This is a genomic window from Bilophila sp. 4_1_30, assembly GCF_000224655.1.
GTDB classification, from domain to species: Bacteria; Desulfobacterota; Desulfovibrionia; order Desulfovibrionales; family Desulfovibrionaceae; genus Bilophila; species Bilophila wadsworthia.
The window spans coordinates 938,179-963,487 of sequence record NZ_JH114231.1 but is presented as its reverse complement, the minus strand read 5'-3'; the positions used below and the strand labels follow the sequence as shown (position 1 = coordinate 963,487).

18 protein-coding genes are annotated in these 25,309 nt (G+C 56.1%); 10 read left to right on the top strand and 8 right to left on the bottom strand.

Features of this window, described 5'->3' with window-relative positions; genetic code table 11:
- Positions 1–81: 81 nt before the first annotated feature.
- Positions 82–666, bottom strand: coding sequence for an LPS assembly lipoprotein LptE (gene lptE / locus HMPREF0178_RS04415; protein ID WP_009379433.1), 585 nt, complete (start codon positions 664–666; stop codon positions 82–84).
- 292 nt (positions 667–958) lie between these two features.
- Here lptE and serS point away from each other — a divergent pair, with 292 nt between their 5' ends.
- Together serS and der are read left to right on the top strand one after the other, a co-directional pair.
- Positions 959–2,233, top strand: a complete 1,275-nt coding sequence (gene serS / locus HMPREF0178_RS04410; RefSeq protein ID WP_009379432.1) for a serine--tRNA ligase — start codon at positions 959–961, stop codon at positions 2,231–2,233.
- Between the two features lie 163 nt (positions 2,234–2,396).
- Entirely contained in the window at positions 2,397–3,755 is a 1,359-nt protein-coding gene (gene der, locus HMPREF0178_RS04405; protein ID WP_009379431.1) for a ribosome biogenesis GTPase Der, read from the top strand.
- A 255-nt stretch (positions 3,756–4,010) separates the two neighbouring features.
- Here the strand turns inward: der and aroL are convergent, their stop codons facing one another.
- On the bottom strand, positions 4,011–4,523 hold the full coding sequence (gene aroL / locus HMPREF0178_RS04400) for a shikimate kinase AroL (protein WP_009379429.1): 513 nt from the start codon (positions 4,521–4,523) through the stop codon (positions 4,011–4,013).
- Positions 4,524–4,849: 326 nt separating this feature from the next.
- Between aroL and HMPREF0178_RS04395 the strand changes: the two genes are divergently transcribed.
- A complete protein-coding gene (locus HMPREF0178_RS04395; protein WP_009379427.1) occupies positions 4,850–5,593 on the top strand; it encodes a basic amino acid ABC transporter substrate-binding protein in 744 nt (247 codons plus the stop codon).
- A gap of 189 nt (positions 5,594–5,782) precedes the next feature.
- On the opposite strand, the gene HMPREF0178_RS04390 is transcribed toward HMPREF0178_RS04395, so the two are convergent.
- Positions 5,783–6,298 carry a nitroreductase family protein gene (locus HMPREF0178_RS04390; RefSeq protein ID WP_005026049.1) on the bottom strand — a complete coding sequence of 172 codons (516 nt, stop codon included), beginning with the start codon at positions 6,296–6,298 and terminating at the stop codon, positions 5,783–5,785.
- Positions 6,299–6,783: 485 nt separating this feature from the next.
- Here HMPREF0178_RS04390 and HMPREF0178_RS04385 point away from each other — a divergent pair, with 485 nt between their 5' ends.
- Together HMPREF0178_RS04385 and HMPREF0178_RS04380 are read left to right on the top strand one after the other, a co-directional pair.
- Positions 6,784–8,169: an FAD-binding oxidoreductase gene (locus HMPREF0178_RS04385; RefSeq protein WP_005026051.1), complete on the top strand. Its 1,386-nt coding sequence runs from the start codon at positions 6,784–6,786 to the stop codon at positions 8,167–8,169.
- 72 nt (positions 8,170–8,241) lie between these two features.
- The gene (locus HMPREF0178_RS04380) at positions 8,242–9,537 is read left to right on the top strand and encodes a heterodisulfide reductase-related iron-sulfur binding cluster (RefSeq protein ID WP_005026053.1); all 1,296 of its coding nucleotides are present in this window, start codon (positions 8,242–8,244) and stop codon (positions 9,535–9,537) included.
- A gap of 197 nt (positions 9,538–9,734) precedes the next feature.
- Here HMPREF0178_RS04380 and HMPREF0178_RS04375 read toward each other — a convergent pair whose 3' ends face one another.
- On the bottom strand, positions 9,735–10,625 hold the full coding sequence (locus HMPREF0178_RS04375; protein ID WP_198134972.1) for a glycyl-radical enzyme activating protein: 891 nt from the start codon (positions 10,623–10,625) through the stop codon (positions 9,735–9,737).
- 183 nt (positions 10,626–10,808) lie between these two features.
- Positions 10,809–13,253: a pyruvate formate lyase family protein gene (locus tag HMPREF0178_RS04370; protein WP_009379422.1), complete on the bottom strand. Its 2,445-nt coding sequence runs from the start codon at positions 13,251–13,253 to the stop codon at positions 10,809–10,811.
- 1,023 nt (positions 13,254–14,276) lie between these two features.
- On the opposite strand from HMPREF0178_RS04370, the gene HMPREF0178_RS04365 reads away from it, so the two are divergent.
- The 4 genes from HMPREF0178_RS04365 to HMPREF0178_RS04355 all read left to right on the top strand — a co-directional run bounded on the left by HMPREF0178_RS04365 (position 14,277) and on the right by HMPREF0178_RS04355 (position 19,734).
- The gene (locus HMPREF0178_RS04365) at positions 14,277–15,494 is read left to right on the top strand and encodes an MFS transporter (protein WP_009379420.1); all 1,218 of its coding nucleotides are present in this window, start codon (positions 14,277–14,279) and stop codon (positions 15,492–15,494) included.
- Between the two features lie 829 nt (positions 15,495–16,323).
- Complete coding sequence (locus HMPREF0178_RS04360; RefSeq protein WP_009379416.1) at positions 16,324–18,726, top strand: pyruvate formate lyase family protein; 2,403 nt, start codon at positions 16,324–16,326, stop codon at positions 18,724–18,726.
- A gap of 222 nt (positions 18,727–18,948) precedes the next feature.
- A complete protein-coding gene (locus tag HMPREF0178_RS21425; RefSeq protein WP_157134886.1) occupies positions 18,949–19,107 on the top strand; it encodes a hypothetical protein in 159 nt (52 codons plus the stop codon).
- A 141-nt stretch (positions 19,108–19,248) separates the two neighbouring features.
- Positions 19,249–19,734 (top strand): sulfite exporter TauE/SafE family protein, encoded by a 486-nt coding sequence (locus HMPREF0178_RS04355; RefSeq protein WP_009379412.1) that lies wholly within the window; start codon positions 19,249–19,251, stop codon positions 19,732–19,734.
- A gap of 352 nt (positions 19,735–20,086) precedes the next feature.
- Here the strand turns inward: HMPREF0178_RS04355 and HMPREF0178_RS04350 are convergent, their stop codons facing one another.
- Positions 20,087–21,544 (bottom strand): sigma-54-dependent Fis family transcriptional regulator, encoded by a 1,458-nt coding sequence (locus HMPREF0178_RS04350; protein WP_009379408.1) that lies wholly within the window; start codon positions 21,542–21,544, stop codon positions 20,087–20,089.
- A 404-nt stretch (positions 21,545–21,948) separates the two neighbouring features.
- On the opposite strand from HMPREF0178_RS04350, the gene HMPREF0178_RS04345 reads away from it, so the two are divergent.
- Positions 21,949–22,842, top strand: a complete 894-nt coding sequence (locus tag HMPREF0178_RS04345; protein WP_009379407.1) for a glycyl-radical enzyme activating protein — start codon at positions 21,949–21,951, stop codon at positions 22,840–22,842.
- 364 nt (positions 22,843–23,206) lie between these two features.
- Here HMPREF0178_RS04345 and HMPREF0178_RS04340 read toward each other — a convergent pair whose 3' ends face one another.
- Both HMPREF0178_RS04340 and HMPREF0178_RS04330 read right to left on the bottom strand, forming a co-directional pair.
- On the bottom strand, positions 23,207–23,782 hold the full coding sequence (locus tag HMPREF0178_RS04340) for a DNA-3-methyladenine glycosylase I (RefSeq protein ID WP_009379398.1): 576 nt from the start codon (positions 23,780–23,782) through the stop codon (positions 23,207–23,209).
- A 1,220-nt stretch (positions 23,783–25,002) separates the two neighbouring features.
- Positions 25,003–25,309 (bottom strand): ParA family protein (locus tag HMPREF0178_RS04330; RefSeq protein WP_009379394.1); only part of this gene is annotated, 307 nt, incomplete at its 5' end.

Sequence of the window (25,309 nt, the reverse complement as noted above, 5' to 3'; positions counted from 1 at the left end):
CCCGTCGGCAGAGGGGAAAACGGAAAAGGGAGAGGAAACGGTTTTCCTCTCCCCTTGTCTTTATTGATGAGGCCTCAGGGATCAGTGGATCTGGCTCTGGATCTTCTTGGCGGCCGGAACCAGCAGGTCCTTGAGCGTGTCGGACAGCAGGCTTTCGATGGCGGAAGCGGACGGGATGAACTGGCGCTCCTGCGAGGAGCTCAGGTTTTCGGAATAGATCACGCCCTTCTTGTTGGAGAGGGCCACCTTGGCCTTGATGGTGCACTGTACGCGAGTCGTGCTCTGTTCCTGCAGCCATACGTCGGTGATGGAGCCGGTCACGATATACGTGGGGTTGGCGGCGCGGGCCTGTTCCAGCGTGGAGGCGAAGGAAACCTGCACGCCCTGGCGTCCGAGTTCGTCGGCGAGCGAGCGGCTGAACCAGTCGGCGATGGTGGAGCTGGCGGTGAACACCGAGCCGTCCTTGCGTTCCCCGATGTACTGGCGGGTCCTTTCGTCATTGAACATGACTACGGCGACGCTGGGCGAACCGGGCAAGGGGAGGACGGCGCTCGTATTCGTGTTATAAATGAGGCGTACGTTGTTGCTCGGGCCGCAGGCGGCGAGGAGCGTCAGTGTGACCAGCGTCAGTGCAAGCGTGACAACGCGACGGATCAGTATGGACATGATGAACCTCCGAAAGGACTGTCTGAAGAATGGAGAATGATATCCCTTTTGCGGGCGGGATGCAATCCGGAGCCGCTAGCCGGGGGTTATGCCTTCATTCAGTTGACGGCGCATACCAACTTGTCTAGACTGGAGGATTCAAAACGGCGGAGCGGAAAGCCTTCCGGTGCGGCATATCGCGGCTGAGAAGGGGTGCCCGCCGGATTTTTTGATGCGTTTTGTTCCCTATCCCCGGACGCCGTGCGCGGTCCGGCGGTTTTTCCCTCCATACAGGAAGACAAGGAGCGCTGAAGTGCTGGATCTCAAACTGTTGCAGAAAAATCCCGAAGTGGTGGCCGCCGCTCTTGCGAAGCGCCATTCGCCCCTGAACATGCGTACTTTTGAAGAACTCGACAACAAGCGCCGCGAGCTGCTCGCTCAGGTGGAAGCCCTCAAAGCCGAGCGTAACCGCGCCTCCGCCGAAGTGGCCCGCCTGAAGCGCAACGGGGAAGACGCCGCAGCCTTCATCGCCAGCCTTTCCGATCTTTCTTCCCGCATCAGCGCGCTGGACAGCGCCACCGAAGCGGTGAAGGCCGATCTCGCGGACTGGATGCTCACCGTGCCGAATATCCCGGACCCCTCCGTTCCCGACGGCGTGGACGAAAACGACAATGTGGAAGTGCACCGCTGGGGTACGCCGCGCGAGTTTGATTTTGAAGTGAAGAACCACTGGGATCTGAGCAACGACAACGGCGGCCTCGACTTCGAGCGCGGAGCCAAGCTCGCCGGCAGCCGCTTCACCGTGTCGTGGGGCTGGGCCGCCCGCCTTGAGCGCGCGCTCGTGTGCTTCTATCTGGATTTCCACCATGAGCAGGGCCGTACCGAAATCCTGCCTCCGCTCATGGTCAACCGCAAGACCATGCAGGGCACGGGCCAGCTTCCCAAATTCGAGGAAGATCTCTTCAAGGTTGCGGATTGGGAATACTACCTGATCCCCACCGCCGAAGTGCCGGTGACCAACCTCCACGCCGACGAGATCCTTGACGAGGAAGCCCTGCCGAAGCGGTATTGCTCCCAGACGCCCTGCTTCCGTTCGGAAGCGGGTTCGGCGGGCAAGGACACGCGCGGCTACATCCGCCAGCATCAGTTCACCAAGGTCGAAATGGTGTACATCACGCACCCCGACGACTCCTTCAAGTATCTTGAGGAAATGCGCCGCAGCGCCGAAACCCTGCTGGAACGTCTCGAACTTCCGTATCGCACCATCACGCTCTGCGCCGGGGACATGGGCTTCTCCGCCTGTAAAACCTACGACGTGGAAGTGTGGCTGCCCGGTCAGCGGACCTACCGCGAGATTTCGTCCTGTTCGAACTGTGTCGATTTCCAGGCCCGCCGCGCGAACATCCGGTTCCGTCCCAAAGGCGGCAAGCCGGAGTGGGTGCATACGCTGAACGGTTCCGGCCTGCCCACCGGCCGCTCTCTGGTGGCCATCATGGAAAATTATCAGCAGAAGGACGGCTCCATCGTGGTCCCCAAGGTCCTCGTGCCCTACATGGGCGGTCAGGAACTCATTGAGCCGACGAAATAGTTGCCTTGCAGTGGGCGGGGGAGGAGGACCTTTCTGAAGAGAGGCTTCCCCTCCCCCGTACCCCCCCTCCCAATACTTTTGTGTTTGGGGACGGCTCCGTCCCCGAAGTTGTTCTTGCCCGCCGTTGCGGGCGTCACCCGATATCTTTTGATGAGGAAGTCGCATGCTCCCCAAAATCGCTTTGCTTGGCCGTCCCAACGTGGGCAAGTCCACGCTGTTTAATCGGCTTATTCGCAGTAACCGGGCCATCACCCATGACCGTCCGGGCGTCACCCGCGACCGTATGGAAGGCGTGGTGCGTTCTCGGAGCGGGCGTTCCTTCACCCTGATCGACACCGGGGGCGTGACGCTCGACAGCCACCATTCCGTAGCCGACGGCCCCGAAGGGCTGCGCGGGTTCGAGGCGGAAATCCTCCAGCAGACGCAGGCCGCCATGGACGAGGCTTCGGTGTTCTGCCTCGTGGTGGACGGGCGCGACGGGCTGATGCCGTTCGACGAGCACCTTGCCTCGTTCGTGCGCCGGGCCGGGAAGCCGACCCTGCTGGTGGTCAACAAGGTGGACGGCATGGAGCACGAAGACACCATGCTGGCCGAATTCCACGCCCTTGGCTTCCCCATGCTGGCCCTTTCCGCCGAGCACGGGCACAACATCCGGGCGCTCGAAGAGGAAATGGTGGACTTGTTGCCTGTTGAAGACCCCGATGCCGAAGCGAAGCCGGAAAACGTGCTGCGCCTCGCCATGCTCGGGCGTCCCAACGCGGGCAAGTCCTCGCTGGTAAACGCCATGATCGGCGAAGATCGCATGATCGTCAGCGATGTGGCCGGGACGACGCGCGACAGCGTGGACATTCCCTTCGTGAGCGACGGGCGGGCCTGCGAGTTTGTGGACACGGCGGGCGTGCGCCGCCGCACGCGCATTACGGATACTGTGGAGCGTTTTTCCGTCAACTCCTCGCTCAAGACCACGACCAAGGCCGACGTGACGCTGTATGTCATCGACGCGCTCGAGGGCGTGACCGCGCAGGACAAGCGGCTTATCGATCTTTTGGACGAGCGCAAGACGCCCTTCATGATTCTGGTGAACAAGATTGACCTTGTGGGCCGCAAGGAACAGGCCGCGCTGGAAAAGAGCTTTAAGGAAGTGCTCCAGTTCTGCCCGCACGTGCCGGTGCTGATGGTCTCGGCCATGAAGCAGGTGGGCCTTGGGCGCATCGTCCCGCTCGCCGCGCAGATCCGCGAAGAGTGCAACACCCGCATCGGGACCGGCGCGCTCAACCGGGCGATGGAAGAAGTGCTTACGAAACACCAGCCGCCTGTGGTCAAGCGCTCGCGTCCGAAGTTTTTCTATCTCACGCAGGCGGAAGTGGCCCCGCCGACCTTTGTGTTCTTCGTCAGTGACGCCGATCGAGTGTCCGAGACCTATGCCCGCTATCTCGATCGTTCCCTTCGCAAGATTTTCCGCATCGAGCACGCGCCCATCCGTGTCCGCCTGCGTTCTTCGCACAAGAAAAAAAGCGAATAGCCGACAGGAGAAGGGTGGCCTATGAGGGCACCTTTTTCTCCGCGTTTTTGGGGTCCGCGTCGTCAAGCGGAGCGCCGTTTGGAGCGTTTCCATATCATGGTGACCAAAAGAGCCCTTCCCACGGAATGGGAAAAGTCCCTCGGAAGTTTTCCGGGGGACTTTTGTATGCAGGAGGGGAATCTTCCTTTTTCCGGTTTCGGAGCCGCTTTTTGGGGAAAGAACGACGTCTTCCGAAGACTGTATGGGCAAAAAAACTTATGGCTTCAGGATTGCCAGAGCCTCGGCCAGGAGTTCTTTGGGCGTGGCGGCGGCATTGAGGATGTGCGTGGCGGTTTCACGATAGAGAGGTTCGCGGGCGGCGAGCACTTCGGCCACCTCTTCCGCAATGGATTTCCCGGTAAGTGTGGGGCGTTGCACGGCGTTGGGATTGGCTTGCAGGCGGGATGCAAGGACCTCGGCCGGGGCGGAAAGATAGAGCACGATGCCGTTTTCGCGCATGAAGCGGCGGTTTTCCTCCGCAAGCACCATGCCGCCCCCGGTGGCGATGACGGTGCCGGGGGCGGTAACCGCCCGGAGGACGGCGCTCTCGCGTTTGCGGAAACCGTCCCAGCCTTCGCGGGCTACGATGTCAGCTACGGTTTCACCTGTGGTTTCACGCAAATGGATGTCGGTATCCACATAGTTGCAGCCGAGTTGCCGCGCCAAAGCGCCGCCAAAAGTCGTTTTGCCTGCGGCGCGCGCGCCGACGAGATAAATCGTATGCCCCATCAGTTTATCCTTGGGAAAGAAATGCGAACCGGCTTGAAAACATAGATGAACGGTCCCTGACTTGCAACCGGAGGGGGGCGGAATCCGGGGAATTTCGTTTCCCGGGGCGGGGTAAGGGCTCGGCGGGGAACGGACTCAGTGCAAAAAAGCCTGTTTATGGGAAAATTTCGTGAAGAACGCCGGGATAAGAGGGGGGGCGGTGGATTGTACGGGTTACATCTTTCCCTGAAACATGCTAAATCGGGTCATCCGTTGTAAAGGACGGTCCCGTTCCGCCGGTATTGCGGCGTTGCCGGACTGTAATGGTAACACTTTGGAGGATAAACATGTTCCGTACTTTGACTGTCTCCCTGCTGTCCCTGTTGCTGTGCGCCTCGGTCGCTTTCGCCGAAAAGCCTCTTGTCGTGGCGTCCGATCCCACGTTCCCGCCGAACGAAATGTTGAATAAGGACAAGGAAATCGTAGGATTCTCCATTGACTACATCAAAGCCGTGGGCAAGGAAGCCGGCTTTGACGTGCAGGTCAAGAACATCGCATGGGACGGCATCTTCGCGGCGCTGGCCTCGAATCAGGTGGACGTGATCGCCGCGTCCGTGAGCATCACCGACAAGCGCAAGAAGGCCATGCTGTTCACCGATCCCTACTATGAACTGCATCAGGCCGTGGTCCTGCCGCTCGGCAAGGAAATCAAGGATCTCGAAGAGCTCGCCGGAAAGCGGGTCGGCGGCCAGATCGGCACGACGGCCATGGTTCAGACCATCCCCGCTTCCAAGATCAAGATGGTTGTGAAGACCTACGACGAAGTGGGGCTCGCCTTTGAAGACCTCGCCAAGGGCAACCTTGACGCCGTGATGTGTGATGACCCGGTCGCCAAGTACTACGCCAACACCAAGGACGAATACCGCGACAAGTTCCATATCGGCCTCGTAACCGGCGATCCGGAATTCTACGGTTTCGCGCTCCGCAAGAACGATAAGGAACTGGCCCAGAAGCTGAACGCCGGCATCAAGGCCGTTCAGGAAAAGGGCATCGAAAAACAGATCCTCGAGAAGTGGTTCGGCGCCAACTAACCCGCTGACGCAACAAAACCGAGGAGGTGCCTTCCGTGGAAGGCGCCTCTTTTTTTATGGATTCGTCATGGGAAGCTTTTTATAGCACGCAAGCGGATTCAAGGCTCTTGCGGGACAGCCGGACCCACGCCTCTCAGGCAAGGGAGCGACTCGCTGGGGCGGGGCACGGATTCCTCACGAGCAGTGTGCTCAGAACGTTTCGTAGTGGACCTTGGTGAAATCAAGATCCGCATCGGTATACGGTTTCTTCTGCTCGTTCTTGTGTCCGATGGCGACGACGCTGAGGACGCCATAGTGCTCAGGGATGCCAAGCTCCTGCCGGAAAGCCTCTTCGGAAGGCCCGCTGTCGCCTTCGCGCCTCCGAAGCTGGATCCATGTGGAACCGAGCCCGAGTTTCTCCGCCTCAAGCTGGATGAGGATGGATACGATGGAGGCGTCCTCCACCCATACGTCGGATTTCTGGCCGTCGGCGATCACGACAATGGCGAGAGGGGCGGTTCCGAGAGGTGTGGTGCCGTGCTTTTTGTAGGTTTTGAGGCGGGCTATGGTTTCCTTGTTCCGAACGACGATGCATTCGACGGGTTTTTTGCCCATCGACGAAGGAGCGAGCAGGGCGGCCTTGAGCAGGCTGTCGATGTTTTCTTGAGAGACGGGTTCGTCGGTGAATGTGCGGATGCTGCGGCGGTGTTTCAACAGTTCAAGCATGACTGCCTCCTTGCGAATGGGGAAAAACTTTTTGTCATCGTAGCGCAGAGGAAACCGTAAGGGAATTGCTTTTGAGCCGGGCGGAAGGCCGGGGCGGGGATGGACACGGCGTATCGGGATGCCTTCCGCCTCCCGTGCGGGGAGACGTGAAAAAAAGATCAAAAATATTGAATAGATTATGCGAGGGAAAGGGGAAACGAACCGTGAAAAGCGTTATTTATGTTTATTGAAAGAAAAAAGAAATATTTCTTTGCTAATCGCAAAAATATGAAGAGCAAAACAGCCTTTTCATGTAAGAAGCTACGCTCGGTAATGCAATGAATAAAAAGGGTTGAGCGTTCAATGAATGAAAAAACACGGGCCTTGATCTATGCTGTCTGAACTGACTATTCCGTGTTGCCTCAGGGGGAAGGCCGGAACGCAAGCGTGCCTTTCGGCTTTGTTCGCGCCATCGGGTGTCCACGTTTCATGCTGCGGAGAGACTTATGCTAAGCCTTTCGTTCATTAAGGAAATCGAGAAGATCATCGGCCGGGAGAATGTCTTGACGGGCGAGGCGGATCGCCAGAACTACGCGTATGACGCGGCAGTCCTGCCTCCTGTCGTTCCGGGCCTTGTCGTCCGTCCCACACGCACGGACCAGCTTGGGCCGCTGATCCAGAAATGCTATGAGGAAGGCATCCCCATCACTATCCGCGGTTCCGGGACGAACCTGAGCGGCGGGACCATCCCCGACAGTACCGACGCTGTCATTATCCTGACCAACAGCTTGGACAGGATTCTCGAAATCAATGAGGAAGAGATGTATGCGGTGGTTGAGCCCGGCGTGATAACCTGTGACCTTGCGGCCGCAGTGGCGGCCCGAGGGCTGTTTTATCCGCCCGACCCCGGGTCCATGTCCGTCTCCACCATGGGCGGCAACATCGCCGAGAACTCCGGCGGGCTGCGCGGCCTGAAGTACGGCACCACGAAAAAATATGTCATGGGCCTTGAAGTCCTGACCGAAACCGGCGAAATCATGAAGACCGGGGCTTGCGGCCGGGGGTGCGAGTACGGCTACAACCTCACCGAACTGCTCGTCGCCTCGGAAGGCACGCTGGCACTTACCAGCAAGGCCGTCCTTAAACTGGTGACGCCGCCCAAGGCTTCCAAAGCCATGATGGCCATTTTCCCCGAAGTGAAACGCGCCTCGCAGGCCGTCGCCGGGATCATCGCCGCGCATGTTGTCCCCTGTACGCTGGAATTCATGGACAACGCGACTATCAACTATGTTGAGGATTACGTGAATATCGGTCTGCCGCGTGACGCGGCGGCCATCCTGCTCATTGAAGTGGACGGGCACCCGGCGCAGGTCGCCGACGAGGCCGTGAGCGTGGAAAAGGTCCTCAAGGATTCCGGCGCGCTGGAAGTTGTGGTCGCCAAGGACGCCGCGGAAAAGACGCGCATCTGGGAAGCCCGCCGCGTGGCGATCCCCGCCCTGGCCCGCTGCCGTCCCACGCTGATGCTCGAAGACGCGACCGTGCCGCGTTCCAAGATTCCCGCCATGCTCGAGGCGCTCGACAAGATCGCCGCGCGCCATCATGTGACCATCGGTACCTTCGGCCACGCCGGGGACGGCAATCTGCACCCGTCCATCCTCTGCGACAAGCGCGACAAGGAAGAATTCTCCCGAGTGGAGCGGGCCGTTGACGATCTGTTCAATGTGGCGCTGGAGCTTGGGGGCACGCTGTCGGGCGAACACGGCATCGGCACTTCCAAAAAGAAGTGGCTTGAACTGGAAACCTCAAAGGGAACCCTCGAGTACATGCGGCGTATGCGCTCCGCTTTCGATCCGAAGAAGCTGCTCAACGCTTCGAAGATCGTTTCCCTCTAGGGTGTTCCGTGACGGTGGACGGCGGCTCTGCGGCCGACAGGTTTTGACTTTTTATTCGGGAAGGAATGGTCCATGGATGAGCTTACCCAACTTGCCAATGCCCTGATGGCTCTGGACGACAAACTGGCGGCCTGCATGAAGTGCGGGTTCTGTCAGGCGTTTTGTCCCATGTATATGACGACGCGTATCGAAGGCGACCTCACCCGCGGGAAGATCGCTCTTGTCGAAAACCTTGCCCATCGTATCATCGAAGACCCCGAGGCCGTGAACGAAAAGCTGTCGCGGTGCCTCCTCTGCGGCTCGTGCCAGGCAAACTGCCCCTCGGGCGTGAAAACGACCGACATTTTCCTTGAGGCACGGGCCATCGTGGCGACCTATCTGGGGCTCTCGGCCATCAAGAAGGCCGCATTCCGGATGCTGCTCCCCAATCCGCGGCTGTTCGGCACGCTGCTGCGCTTGAGCGCACCGTTCCAGAACCTTATCCTCAAGGACGAGGCCAAGCCGCAAAACACGGTTTGCGCACCGCTGTTGAAGCCCATGCTCGGCGACCGCCACATGCCCAAGCTGGCGGCAAAGCCTCTGCACAGCACGGTCGGCAACGTGAATACGCCCATGGGCAAAAGCCGCATCAAAGTGGCTTTCTTCCCCGGCTGCCTTGGGGACAAGATCTACACCAACGTCTCCGAAGCCTGCCTTAAGGTCTTTGACTACCATGAGATCGGCGTTTTCCTGTCCGACAACTACGCCTGTTGCGGTATGCCCGCGCTGGCTTCCGGCGATAGGCAGGGATTCGAAAAGATGGTCATGCACAACGTGGATATTCTGAAGGACCAGAACTACGACTACATCGTCACGCCGTGTTCGTCGTGTACGGTTGCCATCCGCGAGTTCTGGGCGCAGTTCTCCGACAACCTGCCGCCGCGCTATCGCGACGCGATCAACGCGTTGGCGCCCAAGGCCATCGACATCAATGCGCTGCTCGTTGACGTGCTGCACGTCAGCCCCAAGACGCAGGCCAAGGGGCAGACGAAGGTGACGTATCACGAATCCTGCCACCTCCAGAAGTCCCTCGGCGTGAGCAAGCAGCCCCGCGATCTCATCCGTATGAATCCGGGCTATAACCTTGTGGAAATGGCCGAAGCCAACCGTTGCTGTGGTTGCGGCGGTTCGTTCACGCTGACCCACTACGACCTGTCTCTCAAGATGGGCCAGAGAAAGCGCGACAACGTGATCGCCAGTGGTGCGGAAGTTGTGGCGACGGGGTGCCCGGCCTGCATGATGCAGCTTTCCGACATGCTGGCCCGGAACAACGATCCTGTTCAGGTCAAGCACACCATTGAGATCTACGCGGAGTCCCTGCCGCTTTAAAAAGTTCTGATCCGCCTTCTCAGTGACGGCGGGACGTGAACGCCCTGTGTTGGTTGCACAGACGGCAACGGGAACGGTTCTTTATGGATCGTTCCCGTTTTCTGTGGGTCGGATAAGACTATCCGCCGTTTTGCTCCATGCTGGATAATCCCGCCGGTAGCATCCACCGCCTGATTTCGTTCCGGTGGCGTCGCGGATCAGGCCAGCACGGCCTTTGCTCCACGGGCGATCATCCGGTCGCGGATGCCGATCATCCTCTCTCGGGGTACGGCTGGAATGTCTTCAAGCTGGTATTCGCGGCCGAGCCGGCGATAGGTGACGGCACCCATCACATGGTATTGCAGCAAGTCGATCCGGTTGAAGGTTTTCCCGAGCGTGGTCACGAAATCGGCTGTCGCGTTGATGTTCTCGTCCGAATCGTTGCAGGTCGGGATGACGGGATACCGCAGGATCAGGTCTTTCTCGTGGCTGAGCATACGGATGTTTTCCAGAATGGACTTGTTGGGAACGGCGGTGAGCCGTTTATGGACCTTATCGTCCATATGTTTCACATCACAGCAGATATGGTCGAGATAGGGCAGGAGTTCGCGGATTTTTTCCGTCGGCGCGTAACAGCTGGTTTCTATGTTTGTATCGATTCCGGCATCATGACATTTTTTCAGCAGTGCCTTGGCAAAATCGAACTGGAAAAGGACCTCGCCTCCGCTGATGGTCATCCCGCCGGGCATCCGGGTCCAGAAACCGCGCGAACGGTTGATGATGTCGTACACCTCATCAATGCTCATCCTGATTCCGGTCACCTTCATGGCGTTCTTGAGGCACAATTCGACGCATTTGCCGCAGAGGGTACAGCGCCTATGGTCGACGGCAATGCCGCCGGCCCCCATATCCACTGCTTTTTCAGGGCAGTGCGCCACGCAGCGGCCACACCGGGCGCAGAGGGTTTCCGTATGGATGAGGTGTGGTTCCATGCTCTGCGAGTCAGGGGTCGAACACCAACGGCAACGCAGGGGACAGCCTTTCAGAAACACGACGGTCCGTATGCCGGGGCCATCGTGCTTTGAGCATCTGTCTATTTTGAGAACCATGCCATCCATAGGCAACCTCTCTCTGAAATTGAGGATATGTTATGTATTTCCCGGACGGCCCGGTTCTCGTTCGATGCCCGGCGCGCGGAAAGGCGTGACAAGAAAAGACGGATGTTCTCCGTGGTCTTTGATTCTAAGAAGATCGCGTCGGCCCGGAAAGCCGGACCGACGCGGGGTAGGGTATTAGGAGTTGAGCGGGTGTTCTTCACGTTCCAGGACGAGATCTTGCACTGTGGGCGGCAAGGTCACGAAGTTGGCGCTGTAGCCGACCACGCGGACAATCAGGTCACGGTAGTTTTCAGGTTCCTGCTGAGCCTTGCGCATGACGTCGGAGGACAGGCAGTTCACCTGCATCTGGGCGATCTTCTTGTCGACGAAGGTACGGACCAGCCCGGCGAAATCCTTGCGGCCTTCGGGCGTGTCGCAGGATCCACCATCAATGCGGACGTTCCAGATCGTATCGAAATTACCGTAGAAATTGATCTTGCCCATAGAGTTGAAGTTGGAGAGCAGGCCGTTGGATTCGGCGCCGATGACGGCTCCGACGCCATTGGCCAGAGGCTTGCCCGCCTTGCGGCCGGAGGGCAGGGCCCCGCAGACCGCGCCGTGCGGCACGAATACGGACATGGACACGCCGCCGGGCTGTAGGACGCCGCCGCGGGAGTTGCGGCGCTTCAGGATGGACGTGTTGTACAGGTTGTGCGCGTAACGGCACCACTTATCGGCAAAATCATCGTCGGAGCCGAACTTGGGAGCGTCGCACAGAGCCTTGTGCAGATCCTCGTAGCCGACGAAATCGGCGTCAAGGGCGTCGCACAGTTGGCGCATCGTATACTTCTTGTCGATGAAAATGACCTTCTCGATGGCGGCGAGGGAGTCTCCGGCATCGGCGAATCCCACGCAGGTGCCGGGGCCGCCGAAGTTGTATCGGGCGCCGCCGCGTTCCTTGGGCAGGCCGCGCTCAACGCAGTCTTCCATAAAGGCGGACTGCCAACTGCAGGGGTAGAATTCCTTTTCCACCTGTTCCTGCGTCATGACCAGCCCTTCGTCAACGTCCATGATGTCGTTAAAGACGATATCAAGAGCCTTCAGCACGTCGTCCATACTCTTGAACTCGCGGGCGTCGCCGGGATCGTTGACGATCATCTTCCGCTTGTAGAGATGGCTTACACCTCTGTTCAGGGCGAGCTCGATGACGGCTCCATAGTTGATATAGCTGTGCATCGGCGTACCGTAATGGTAGGAGGTCGCGTGCTCCACACAACCCACCGGGCAGTAGCTTCTGGCGATTTCGGGCGTCATGTCGGGGTCGTTGTAGCCGCGCGGGAGGCCGAGGATGGCTGGGATGATGACGTCGTCGTTGCAGATGGACGGCTGCCCGCCGCCCAGCGCCACGACCTCGGCGGCCTTTTCCAGCAGGGCCTGCGGGGTCTGGCTGTGCACGCGCACGGAAACGGAAGGTTGGAAGAGGTTGGTGTTGATGTAGGCGTCTAGACACATGTAAGTGAGATCGTTGGTCATATCGAAGCCGTCTTCGCCGATGCCGCCGACCGTCAGCTGATGGAAGGAACCCGCGCCCGAGTACCAGTCCAGCACGCCCGAGGTGTAGTAGTGTGCGGATTCAGCCAGCCAGATGCAGAGCTCTTCCAGCAGTGACACGGCCTCGTCCTTTGTGATGCGCCCTTCCTTGATGTCCTTTTCATAGAAAGGCCACAACCAGCGGTCGATGCAGCTCGGGCCATTGGCATGATCCATGCTTTCGATACGGCACAGCGTCTTGAAGAAGACGTAGGCTTGCAAGGCGTCGTGCATACTGCGGGCGGGCTTCGCGGGGACCTGACGGCAGGTGTCCGCGATTTCAAGCAGTTCCTTCTTGCGGATCGGATCCGTGCATTCGGCGGCCTGACGGATGGCTTCGTCGGCGAATCGGTTGGCGTACGTGATGGCGCCGTCCATGGCGAGGATGACGGCCTGCCAGAACGGGATGCCTTCCACAGCCTTGGGATCGCACGGGTTGATGGTGGCCAGCTTTTCCTCGCATTCCTTCTTCACGCCTTCAGCGCCTAGGTATAGGTAACGCATGTAGGGGAAGTTGAAGTGCCCCGTGTCGGTGTCGCGGCGGTGGTCATGGCCGCAGATGTTGGCGGGCATGGGAGGGAAGCAGGTCGCATCGGCAAAGTTGGTGTTCTTGATCACATCGGGGGTGAAGTTCATGATCTGACGGATCATCGTACGTGACCAGTTGTTGTATTCCCAATAAGGCTTGACCTCTTCGATGAGTGTCTTTTCGTCCTCTGGGCTCAGATCGAAGTGCTCATACTTGCGGGCCTTGCAGGCTTCGATGTCGTCGAAGAATTCCGGGCCGCTCCATTCGGGGAACAAACCCGCGCTCTTCACATCAACATCGCGGTAGCCGACCAGATAATCTTCCGGGCGGATGATGACGGGCATGTTTTCGCAGCAGTACTTGAATGCCATCGCGCGGCGGATGACAAAGGGTTCTCCCTCGCCAATGGCGTAGCCTCGCGTGTAGGCGACGGTACGTGCAATGTTGATGCGCCAAGGCGTATCAAACCAGCGGTCAAGACGTCTCTGAACGCGTTCATTCTTGATCTTCCCCTTTTCCATTTCCCTGCTCCTTATTGTTATAGGAAAACGTAGCCACGAAAGGTTGATACCCGTGCCGCCGAGTTTGTCCGTCAGGACAAGCGTTCCACTGCGCAATGACAGTTATTTCCTTGATAGCAATACTTGTTCCATAAAAAACTTTTTGAAGATCAATATATTATTTGAGATGGAAAGAACCGTGCTGAGATCGGTGTGCCGGATATGGTACAATATGTACCGAAATAACCTTCGCTGCTTGGGAATTGCCTCATTATACATCATGAAGCAACACGGTGAAGTGTTTTCTCTTAACGGTCAAAGAGGCTGCTCGGTAGGCAGTCTGCTGCGGTTATGGTTTTTCTCATGATACCGTATGCGATGCTTTGTTAAAAGAAAAAAATCACATAATGTCATATCGTTTAATCTATAGAAAACCTTTCTAGGTGGAAGGCAGGTAATCGGCTGAGAGAGGGGATAATGGGGGTTACATGAGTTTATACTGCACACTTGAAGTGGGGAACTTCCGTTTATCTGAGGTGACTCTTGTTGAACTGTTTGTTCCATTCTTTTGAGATGAGGGGTTACGTAGCTCTTTGTGAACGGTATAAGAGTGTCTTCCTCTGATGCTGCTCTTCCATGATGAAGAAAAGCTGAATAACGCCTGGGCTTCACAGCTGGGCGTTTTTTTATGATCGGGCCCTCTAACTGGCCGTTTTCAGCCCATCATCAGCGGGCAGAACAGTGAAGCTTGTTTGGATTTCTATGTTGGGAAGGATGTATTGTACCAAAATGGGGACAGAATGTTCCTGAACGGTACAAACTATCCGGTACGTTCTCGGCACGTTTATATAATATGCTGATTTCTTTGATATGTCGTTTGGCATGGCTTCTGCAAAATCAGGATGTCCATTCCCGTTTGTTCACATCTCGTTTTTTTTGCCTTTTGGAGGCCCTTCACCAAATGCGGCATGTCGTTTCCGCATGGGCGGACGATTTTTGTTCAAGGACGGTATTAAGAGAACCTACCAGCCAAGGAGTGTTCACATGAGCGAAAAGCCTTCTCCGTATCGTTGGGTCATTCTCCTCCTCGCGGGCCTGGCCAGCTTTCCGATGTTGGCCGGCATGACCTCTTTCCCCATTGCGGCCCCGCAGCTCGGCGTATTCACACCCGAACAGATTGCGGATGCCGACGGTTTCTTTGGGTTCTACTGGGGTATCTGGATAGGTTTCGGTCTTGCCAGTTTCGTCATCAGCGCCGTCGGCATCAAGAAGACGCTGATGGTGGGACTCTGTTGCGCGGCCATCCCTCAGCTGCTCATTCCCTTCTGCGGTGACCCCACCCTGTTGAAGGTCCTGAGGTTCGCTCAGGGGCTATGCAGCATGAACATTCCCGTCCTCTTCGCATTCTGTGCGGGCTGCGGCTGGTTTCCCGCGAAGGAAGCCTCTTTGGCTACCGGCGTTTTTCTCGGTATGATCAACTGCGGCTGTCCGTTCGGCGATTACGTCGCCAAGCATGTTCTTGAAGGCAAGATGACGTTTATCGGCCTCGGCATTTTTGCTCTCATCCTGCTGGTGATCTGCGCCGTATTCATGCGGGTCAACACCGGCGCCCTCGCCGCCGCCTCCAGCAGTGGCCCATCCGTCGAGACGGAAAGGAAGTCCCTTTTTTCATACAAGGCGACATGGCTTCTGGCGTTGCTGTTTATTCCCATGTGTACGCCGTATTGGGGGATCCCGGTCGTCTGGCCGCAGTACTCGTCCTTCTTGCAGTTCGACGCCGGACAGATGTCCACCGTGCAGCTGTGGGTCGGCCTTGTGGGCTTCTTCGCCATCATCGGCGGCGTCGTGTCCGACGGCATCCTGCGCAAGAGCGGGGACATTGTCCGCGCCCGCGTCGATTGCCTCAAGTACTTCATGCTGGTTTCTTTTCTCGGTATGCTCCTTGGCTATTTCTCCGGCAGCCTGCCGATGGTGATCATAACGATGATTGTGGCCGGGTTCTGTTATGCCGGTATCGCCATCTTCTGGGCCCTGCCCCCGCTGGTGTTCCCTCCGGATCCCGACCTGAACGGCAAGGTGTCCAGCCTGCTGACGTTCATCGGCAATTCCCCCATCGTATTCATTGGGCCTTTGTGCGCGTGGCTTTATGAAAAGCTCGGCGGCTGGCCACTGGTGTTCGTTGTGCTCGCAGTAGTTGCCACCGCTATTCTGGTTCCCGTCGTTGCCATGCTCAAGGCTGAAATCATAAAGAAGGCGGCATAGTATTGCGCGTTTGTGAGGCAATGGCCTCCGGTATGGGGTTGTCTCATACTGGAGGCCCTATTTTTTAAGGAGGTCCCTTTTGGGCAGAGGCTGGCTCCTTTCAAGTTGTATTTTCCCCAGTGCGCCGGGCGGTCGTGCTGTGAAGGGGTTTGAGCCAGCTTTTTTATGTGGCTTCGCAAGGAGGTCTGCTATGTTGCACATTGAAATTACGGATGAGGCACTGGCGAGGACACGCCGTATGATGGCGAACGCCAGATCTGATGAGGTCGCGTATGTGGTGAAATACAAGCCAAAGCCGTGATGTGAGGGATACCAGCTCAGGTTGAGCCGGCAAACGTATAGGACAGGGGATGAAACGTGTGAGGGGGGAGGCGTGACCTTCTCCATTGTTGAGAACGTCGTTATGGAGCATGGGTGGCATTATCTTGTTTTTTTGGATGCCACGGGGCAGCCGAAAGCGTGCGTCATCTGATCGTGTAACGGAATCTTGGACGACAATTATCCAAGTGACTGGACGGTAATGTGCGGACGTTGCCGTCCTGTTTTTGGGGAGGAATACGGTCACATTGCTTCTTGGGAAAGAGAGGCTGTTTCGCAAGAGTGGATGCACTCCGTTTAGAGCGGGGTACATGTGTACCCATTACGGTACGAAGTGTTCGGTATAATCATGACCGCCGCATGCTTCGATCCCTGATTCAGAGGATTATGTAAAAATAGAATAAAATTTCAATGTATTATAACCATAATCAGTTGCGGCATGGGATTTGCTTTATCTCCGTCAAATACGGGTTCGTCCCTCAATATCAACTTTCATTTCAGGAGATAGATCATGAGTTACGCCGTGAACTGGGATACTGCCGAACAGCGGATCACTGCCCATAAGAGCTTCCTTCTGGATGCTCCACAGAAAATGGATGCCCAGCGCTTGCAGTTCCTGATGGATACCTATGAAGAATGCAAGGGCGAAAGTGTATTCCGCATCCGTGCAAAGCTGCTTGAGAACGTTTTGGTCAACAAGGATATTTTCCTCGACGGGAACGTCATCGTCGGTACCATCGGGGGGGCTCCCGCCGCCGTGTATCCGTATCCTGAATGGCAGGTCAACTGGATCAAGGACGAGCTTGATGCCGTGAAGATGTCCTCGCTCGGTGAACTGAGCATTCCCGAAGAGACCAAGGATCTGCTGAAGAAGGTCTATAAGCTTTGGAAGGGCAAGACCACCTACGACCGTGCCAACAGGATGTACAAGGAACTCTACGGCAGTAACCCCGAGCTGCTGGTCAAGTGCGGCTGGATCTATCCCGTCAACGACAACTCCACCGGCTCCGGCGTGGCCGATTACCCATTGGTGCTGAACAGGGGACTTCGCGGCATCTTGGAAGATATTGACGCCGCTATGGCGGCCCTGCCCAAGCACGCCGCCAACTGGAGCAAGCTGGAATTCTACCAGGCGTGCAAGATTTCCCTGAACGCCGTCATCACATACGCGCATCGGTATGCCGACTTGGCCGAAAAGACCGCCGAGAGAACCGCCGATCCTAAGGACAGGGCCGAGTTGCTTGAAATCGCCGGGATATGCCGTCGCGTACCGGAATATCCGGCCCGCAATTTCCGAGAAGCCATTCAGTCCTTCTGGTTCACGCACTGCTGCATTGAAATCGAACAGTGCGGCTGCGGCCACTCGTTGGGACGCTATGGCCAGTATATGTATCCTTTCTATAAGAAGGACATTGAGGAAGGCAGCCTCACCAAGGAACAGGTCCTGACGCTGCTCAAGTTCCAGTGGGTGAAGCATCTTGAGATCGCCGTTTATCAAGGCGATGCCTACGCCAAGGCCCTCTCGGGGCATACGGGTCAGACCATCTCCTTGGGAGGCTATACCGCTGACGGCGACGATGCCAGTACCGAGCTAGAATTGCTCCTCATGGATACGCAGGTTGTCATGAAGAACATCCAGCCCACTCTGGCTCTTTTCTACACGCCGAAGATGGAACAGGCCTATCTCGAAAAGGCCGTGGACGTGGTGCGGGAAGGGTCCGGCCAGCCGCAGTTCATGAATATGGACGCCGCCATGACCCGTTCTCTGGTCCGCTTTGCCAGCCGCGGCGTCACGCTGGATGAGGCTCGGACCTGCCCCGTGATTTTTGGCTGCGTAGGTACCGGCATGGCGGGAAAGGGGTCCTATGTGACCTTCGAAGGGCAGCCGAACCTTGCCAAGCTGGTCGAACTCACCTTGAACGACGGCTGGGACCCGCACACGAAGAAGCAGATTTTCCCGCCGGTAGCCAAGGTTGAAGGGCTTGAAACCTTTGAAGCGTTCTATCAGGCCTTCTTGAAGCATATGGATTACGGTTACGACGTACAGCGCAAGATCAGCAATCTCGGCAACTCCACCCGTGAGATGCTGGTCCCCAACATTTTCCGCTCGTGCCTGCTCGAAGGTTGCATCGAAAAAGGGCTCTGTGAGGAAGCCGGAGGCCCCAAGTACAGCCAGTCCCTGTGTATCACCACGGCGGGCGTGGATGCCGCCAACTCGCTGTACGCCGTCAAGCACCTTGTGTACGACACCCAGAAGCTGACCATGACCCAGTTGAAGGAGGCACTTGCCGTCAACTTCGAAGGGCACGAGGCCATCGAAAAGATGTGCTACGAAGCTCCGAAGCACGGTAACGACATCCCGGACGTGGATAATCTCGTGCGCCGCTTCTTCCGTGATGTGGAACGTATTTACCGTTCGCACGGGCCGGACTATTTCGGCTACGAGGCCCACATGGATCCGTTTTCGTTGTCTTTCCACAACTATTTCGCTCCGATGACCGGGGCTCTCCCGAACGGCCGCCGCAAGGGCGTGGCCCTGACCGACGCTTCCGTGTCCGCCATGCCCGGCACCGACGTCAACGGCAGCACGGCCCTGCTCAAGTCCGCCGCTCAGGCCATCGACACCATCCGTAACAACTGCAACCACATGAATATGAAGTTCTTGCCCGCCGCTCTCGAAGGGCCCGCAGGAACCCGTATGCTGCTGAGCCTGATCAAGACCTACTTCGATCTCGGCGGAGGCCATGTACAGTTCAACTGCGTCAGTTCCGAAACGCTGCGCTCCGCTCAGGCCGCTCCTCAGAACTACAAGGATCTCGTGGTCCGTGTGGCTGGATTCAGCGCGTATTTTACGCGCCTCGACAAGGGCGTGCAGAACGAAATCATCAAGCGTACCCAATATAACGAATTCTAAACGGCCGGATGCGGATCGCTTTTTTGAAATCCCGGCACAACCTGCCGCGCAAGGGGCGGTCCGCATCAGGGGTGAGGAGGGCCCATGTTGAACATCACGCTTTCGCCGGAAGCTGTAGCGAAGCTTCAGGGATTGTTGGCTGAGGAAGACAACGGCGACGCTGTGTTGCGTATCCGGGAAGTGAAGGTAGGCGGTGGCTGAAAGAGCCACATAGAGCTCAGGTTGAGCATAGACGAACGCGAAGATTCCGATGAAGAACAGGAAGCCGTATTTGCATCCATGCCGTTTGTCATGAACAACGAAGTGGTGGATTCTTATGGAGATACGTATTCCATTACGCTGAACGAGGACCAGTTCCCGATCGTGACTCCCGTGAACTGATCTGATACGAAGGACGTGTCGGCAGTGCTGGCGCGTCCTTTTTTGCCTAGGATGGACCGCGCTTCTTTCCCTGCTTCTTTCCCTGTCCATATTTCAGGAGTCTCCGGCCAAGCTGAAATCATACGGAGGGGAGTAGGGCGTATGGCTACATTTTTTCTTGCACTGTTTGCCGTTATGGTGGGGTTCTTTTGCGGGTGTACCAGCGTGGGAGGCATCCTCCTCATCCCCGCTATTGTTGTCTTCTCCGCACTGGGTATGCATCAGGCGATGGCGACCGCGCTGTTTTCCTTTGCGCTGATGGCCGTTCTCGGGACCTGGCTGCACCACAGGAAAGGCAGTATCGACTGGATGCAGGCCATCCCGTTGTGCTTCGGTGCCTTTCTCTTCGGCTTCATCGGAGCCAAAGCCAATATGTACCTGTCGCCGGTATGGCTCAAATACATTCTTGCCGTGCAGATCATTTTTGCGGGTCTGAATGTGCTACGGCCTCTTCAGAAATCCTGTTTCAATGTAACGACTTGTCCCATGAATGTGCAGCGGCTGGCCCTGTTTCTGCTGGGCGGTTTTGCGGGCTTCAGGCCGGGCTTACCGGCATCGGCTGGCCCGTCATTTCCGTTCCCTTCATGATCAGCATGGGGTTTCCGCCGCTGTACTCCGTTGCGATGGCCCAGCCCTTCCAGGGCGTAGCGTGTACGTCGGGAAGTATCGCCAATATGTTGAGCGGTTCCATAGACTACGGCATGGCAGCGTAGATAACCATTCTTGAACTTATCGGTTTTTATGTCGGCATCATCGCGGCGTACAGGATGAATGCGCAGCGTCTCAAGTCTATTATCGCTTATTTGTGCATTGTGAAGGGGGGTTACCTGCTTCTCGGCAATATGTAGGATAGAAGGCGAGAGGGGCACGCATGTTTTGCGGGCCGGAATCATATTGGGGAAGGGCGGCACTTTCGTGAAGCCAACGAGACGCGCAGGGCTCAGTCCCCGTCGTGCGGGGAGAGAAGGTTGTATTCCCGGAGTTTTTTGTAAAGCTTATTGCGTGAGATCCCTAGCGTCTGCGCCGCCAAGGTCTTGTTGTACCGGCTCCCGATAAGTGCCGAGGTGAGGGCTTGTTTTTCGGCTTCGGCGCTCGCTTCGGAAAGCTTTTGCCGCTTTGGGGCTTCCGGAGCGGCGGGATGGCTTTCCACTGAAGAACTGAGCTTCAATTCCTTCAGAAACCGCATTGGGAGATGCTCGATACCCAGTGTATTGGCGCCTGCCAGCGTATACAGCGCGTAAGTCAGAACATTCTTCAATTCGCGGATGTTTCCGTGCCAAGGGTACTGGCTGAACGCCCGGAATACCTCCCTTGCCACTTGGATGTCCCGCGCCCGTTTGTGGCCGACACTCTGCTCGATGAAGTATCGTGTGAGAATCGGTATATCGTCCAGCCGTTCCCTGAGCGGAGGAATGATCAGTTCGAAAATGTTCAGGCGATGATAGAGATCTTCGCGGAACTGGCCGTTCTTGACCAGCTCGGCCAGGTTTTTGTTGGTCGCCCCGATAAGGCGGAAATCCGAATGGAGACGCCCGCGATGGGCGATTTTTTGGATTTCCCCGCTCTCCAAGACCCGCAGGAGTTTGGCTTGCACGGCAAGCGGCAGTTCTCCGATTTCATCCAGAAAAATGGTGCCCGTGTTCGCCATTTCAAATTTTCCGGGAAGCCCTCCGGCTTTGGCTCCGGTGAAGGCCCCTGCGTCATATCCGAACAGCTCCGACTCCATAAGCTCCTGGGGAAGCGCCGCGCAGTTCACGGTCACGAAAGGTTTGTCCGCCCGGGGGCTGGCCATGTGCAGGGCTTGGGCCACCAACTCCTTGCCTGTCCCTGACTCGCCATAGAGCAGGATCGACTCCTTGCTACATGCGAAGCGCAACCCGAGCTGCTTCATTTCCTCAATGGCCGGGCTTTCCCCCACGATGCTTGAAAACGTGTGGAACATCCCGACTTTTTTGATTTCCCGCTGTTCAAAATAATTCGACGCGACCTCAAGGTTCCTAACCGTTTCCAGCAGCGCGAGAAGTTTGTCCTTTCCAATGCTGGTCGGGATGCTCTCGACGATGACCCCGCGTAGTTTGCCGCTCCGATCCATCAAGGGATAACGGAAAGAGATGCCCTGGGCGTTGGTCGTCGTCAGGCTGGAGCAGACCACCATTTTTCGGGTCCGGATACTGCTCATGACCCCCTGTTCGCCGGTGAGGAAATACTCTGTAATATGCTGTCCGATTACGTCTTTCGGGAGATTGAACATTTCCAGAAACGCCTTGTTGCAATACAGGAAATTTCCCGTTGCGGACATGAGCGCGATACCGGTATGCAGGAGATCAAAAATGCCGACATTGACGCTCTCAGCGATTTTTTCAAACGAATCCGTGAAATCAAATTGGCTTACCGGCATGGGTCCCTTCGTGTGGTTTCGGTTCGTTGCTGACGCGGGAGGACAATCTGTATCGACTTCGGGACAATTTGCCACACCTCAAGAGAGCGTTACTGCGGCTCCGCCTAATCGTTGCAGCTTAGCAGGTATTGAGGGAACAAAAAATGATTCTTTTCATATGCATAAGGTTTGCTGATTGTCAAGCCGACGTGGTTTCACGGCGTTTTGGACACGTTAGCGGACAGGTTGAGGCGGGGTACAGAGGAGCGCTTGAAAGGCATCGCCCAAAGGATACCACATGAACGGCGGCAGATTTTGGAGTATTATATTGGCATTTTTTATGCAAATAGGAGGGATACGCCCTTGTATGTCGTTCGGCATATGGAAGGGCTGTTTTGCCACGCATAAATAATGGGGAAACGGACATGGAATCAGGCATGGTATACAATATTCAGCGTATGTCGACCAAAGACGGTCCCGGACTGCGGACGACGGTTTTTCTCAAGGGGTGCCCCCTGCATTGTCTTTGGTGCAGCAACCCGGAATCCCAGAGCTTCCATCCGCAGCTCCTGTTCTTTGAGAACCTGTGCCAGTCCTGCGGGGCGTGTGAACGGGTCTGCCCGTATGGCGCGGTGGTTAAAAGAGGCAGCGCATACAACTGGGAGCGAGCCTTATGCCAAGGTTGCGGGGCCTGTGCTGAAGTTTGTTCCGCCAAGGCCCGTGTCATGTCCGGTAAGCGTATGAGCGTGCAGGAAGTGATGTCAGTCGTGGATCGGGATAGTTTGTTCTACGCGAATTCCGACGGCGGCGTGACTTTTGGCGGCGGTGAACCGACCGCTGCGGGCGACTTCCTCGTGGAACTGCTCCAACACTGTGCGAGTAAAGGGTATCACGTTTGTGTGGATACCTGCGGGATGTGCGCACCCGAACAGTTTCGGAAAGTGCTAGCCCTGACAGATCTTTTTCTCTTCGATTGTAAGCACATGGATACTGAAGAGCACCGCCGCCTTACCGGATTTGGCAACGGCGTGATTCTCGAGAATCTGCGCCAGGTTTTTGAATCCGGTAAAAAGGTGCGTATCCGTGTACCGCTCATGCCCCATTTGAACGATTCAGAGGAGAATATCCTTGCCATGGCCGTCTTCCTGCACCGGTACGGGAAGACTGAAGTGGATGTATTGCCTTGTCACGCCTTTGGAAGCAGCAAATACGACGCACTGCGCCTGCCCCGTCCCTCTCTGTCTGCCTATTCTGCCGAAGAGCTGAAAAGGGTTTTGGAGCGCTTCACCCGTGCCGATCTGAAGGTGACCATTGTATAGTAGTTTACCTGAGAAAAGCGCCAGCAGCCGGAGACGTTTATCCGTGAAGCGTAGGGCTGTTGGCGTCATTTTTTCTACGGGCAGGACGCTGTTTTGCTTTTACACGACGGCGGGTTCGGGGGGGCTTCTTAATACCTAACGGGTCTTGAGGGAAATATCATTTGGGAGCCTGATGACAGAGTGAACTACATATGCGGAGCCCCTATTCAGGGGGCTCTGCAAGACATTCCCCTGTCATCAATATCGAAGCTGGTACCATGTCAGGTCTCAAATCGCGATTGCTTCACCTCAATCGAAGCATTCTTTGTTTCTGAAATATGCCCACGTTAGACGGATATGGTCTGTTTTGGAGCTATGGGGAATTCTATTTTCTGCAGATACAATTTATCAAGTGATCATTCACAAAGCCTGCGGCCTGCAAGTAGGCATAACAGATGGTCGATCCAAAGAATTTAAAGCCACGTTTTTTCATGTCTTTGCTCATGGCGTCTGATTCAGGAGTAGAGGCTTGGATATCCTTGAGCGTTTTGGGTTGGTAACTGATCGGTTTTTGTTCTGGGAAAAATGATAATGTGTAGTTGTAAAAGCTGCCAAATTCTTTCTGAATGGCGATGAAAAGTTTGGCATTGCTGATAGCCGACTTGATCTTGAGCCGATTTCTGACAATGCCCTCGTCCTGCATGAGCCGTTCGACATCTTGCTCAGTCATCTGGGCGACTTTATTGATATCAAAGTCATAAAATGCTTTTCGATACCCTTCTCTTTTGCGCAATATGGTGATCCAGTTTAGGCCAGCCTGGGCACTTTCCAAAGTAAGAAACTCAAAGAGACGCCTGTCGTCCGTAACGAGCTTCCCCCATTCTTCATCGTGGTATTTGACATAAAGGCTGTCAGTGCCGCACCAACCGCATCGTCCATTGATAAGGTCTTGCATTTCCATGGTTACTTGGCTTCTTCCTTTATGTATCTTTACGGTTATGGGGAGCAGGATGTGCTCTGGCCTCACCAATTGACGTAATAACCCGTCCAACCATTCACCAATCCACGCCGTTCATCCGCAGGCGGCACCAGCAAAGCGGTGCTGGCTATTAGATCAAGCCTGAACCTCTATAATTTACAGAGTTCTGTAATGATAGGATTGCATAAATGTGTAATCCTATTATTTTAATAAGATACAGTTGTTTTCTATTGAAAGGCGTCAGGCAGAAGCGCCCAATCATGGACAACAATGAGAATGGGAATGCCGCTTTCTCGGAGTGCCGTTCTGAGGTGGTCGACTTTCAGGCCGGGTTGTTGGAGAGCTTCTGTGGTGTACGGACGACAAGAGCAAGAACGCTTCCTGAATGCGCTCTCCCTGATATACGGCTCCCATACACCCATACCCCAGCATTCGGAACGAAAGTATAAAGCAGATCGCATACGGCCTCTTTTATGACAGGCTCAAGAAAAAGTTCATTCGGTTCCATCTGTCTTGTCCATGCTTTCCGCCAGAGCCCGCGCATCCTCTACGAAGGTTTCAACCTGAGTGCCTCTTCCGCCAGAGTTTCTCTGCAATCGTGAGCTGTAAGATTTCTGTTGTCCCGATAGAAAAAACAGCGTCTGACCTCGTCGGGCGTGAGCAGGCCATGTTTGGCGATATGGCGTAGTACCGCCTTGAAGTAGGTCCACCTCAGCGGGAGAAGCGAAAACCGATTTGAGATACTTCCCCAGAAGTTTGCCTCCCGTTTCAAGGGCAAGCTCGGATCCCTTAATGGTGGCGTTTCGGTAAACGGCGTACTCCACGCTGCCCGGTGTTGCTTGTTTCAGCAGAAGGGCAACACCGGGCGTCCACGGTTTGGGATACAGCGTTTGAAGTGTGCCGTCTGCAACATGCGTCTTTCTCAATATCCCTGTTTCTTGAGCCAGTCGTCCAGTGCTTCCCGCACGATGTCCACTTCCTTTCGGCGTTCATCGAAAGCATACTTGCGAAGACGTTCCGACAATGACCGAGATATGTTGTACATTTTCCTCTGGTCATTTTTTTCAGGTAGGGATTCCTGTATCCCTGTATTTATAGTGTTCTGTATTTGTGTATTACTGGAAGTATGTATTTCTGTAACACTGGGCTCCGTTCTGGCAAACAGCCCGCTGGGGCTCCCTTTCTTCACCTGGTTCTTTCCTCTATCCCCGAGTCCCATAGCATCCCTCCGTCCTTTCCAGAAATTCGGCGGCAAAGGCCGCATAATCTTTTGCGCCGTAACTGCCTCGCTTGTAGCTGAACACATCCTGCCCATTACTGGGGGCTTCCGCAAGGCTCACGTTGTCGCGGATGCGGGTCGAGAACAGTGCGTCTCCCCATTCGTCCGCGAGGGCAGCGGCCACATCTTTATTGAGTGTCTTTCGGGCATCAAAAAACGTCAGGACGAGTCCGAGGATTTCCAAATCGGGATTGAGATCACGGACAAGTTCTGCCGTCTGCCTGATGAGC

What these genes read in the sequence shown, in the direction of transcription:
- lptE (WP_009379433.1), bottom strand. Translation starts at nt 666, where the DNA reads ATGTCCATACTGATCCGTCGCGTTGTCACGCTTGCACTGACGCTGGTC.
- der (WP_009379431.1), top strand. Translation starts at nt 2,397, where the DNA reads ATGCTCCCCAAAATCGCTTTGCTTGGCCGTCCCAACGTGGGCAAGTCC.
- aroL (WP_009379429.1), bottom strand. Translation starts at nt 4,523, where the DNA reads ATGGGGCATACGATTTATCTCGTCGGCGCGCGCGCCGCAGGCAAAACG.
- HMPREF0178_RS04395 (WP_009379427.1), top strand. Translation starts at nt 4,850, where the DNA reads ATGTTCCGTACTTTGACTGTCTCCCTGCTGTCCCTGTTGCTGTGCGCC.
- HMPREF0178_RS04390 (WP_005026049.1), bottom strand. Translation starts at nt 6,298, where the DNA reads ATGCTTGAACTGTTGAAACACCGCCGCAGCATCCGCACATTCACCGAC.
- HMPREF0178_RS04385 (WP_005026051.1), top strand. Translation starts at nt 6,784, where the DNA reads ATGCTAAGCCTTTCGTTCATTAAGGAAATCGAGAAGATCATCGGCCGG.
- HMPREF0178_RS04380 (WP_005026053.1), top strand. Translation starts at nt 8,242, where the DNA reads ATGGATGAGCTTACCCAACTTGCCAATGCCCTGATGGCTCTGGACGAC.
- HMPREF0178_RS04375 (WP_198134972.1), bottom strand. Translation starts at nt 10,625, where the DNA reads ATGGTTCTCAAAATAGACAGATGCTCAAAGCACGATGGCCCCGGCATA.
- HMPREF0178_RS04370 (WP_009379422.1), bottom strand. Translation starts at nt 13,253, where the DNA reads ATGGAAAAGGGGAAGATCAAGAATGAACGCGTTCAGAGACGTCTTGAC.
- HMPREF0178_RS04365 (WP_009379420.1), top strand. Translation starts at nt 14,277, where the DNA reads ATGAGCGAAAAGCCTTCTCCGTATCGTTGGGTCATTCTCCTCCTCGCG.
- HMPREF0178_RS04360 (WP_009379416.1), top strand. Translation starts at nt 16,324, where the DNA reads ATGAGTTACGCCGTGAACTGGGATACTGCCGAACAGCGGATCACTGCC.
- HMPREF0178_RS04355 (WP_009379412.1), top strand. Translation starts at nt 19,249, where the DNA reads ATGGCTACATTTTTTCTTGCACTGTTTGCCGTTATGGTGGGGTTCTTT.
- HMPREF0178_RS04350 (WP_009379408.1), bottom strand. Translation starts at nt 21,544, where the DNA reads ATGCCGGTAAGCCAATTTGATTTCACGGATTCGTTTGAAAAAATCGCT.
- HMPREF0178_RS04345 (WP_009379407.1), top strand. Translation starts at nt 21,949, where the DNA reads ATGGAATCAGGCATGGTATACAATATTCAGCGTATGTCGACCAAAGAC.
- HMPREF0178_RS04340 (WP_009379398.1), bottom strand. Translation starts at nt 23,782, where the DNA reads ATGGAAATGCAAGACCTTATCAATGGACGATGCGGTTGGTGCGGCACT.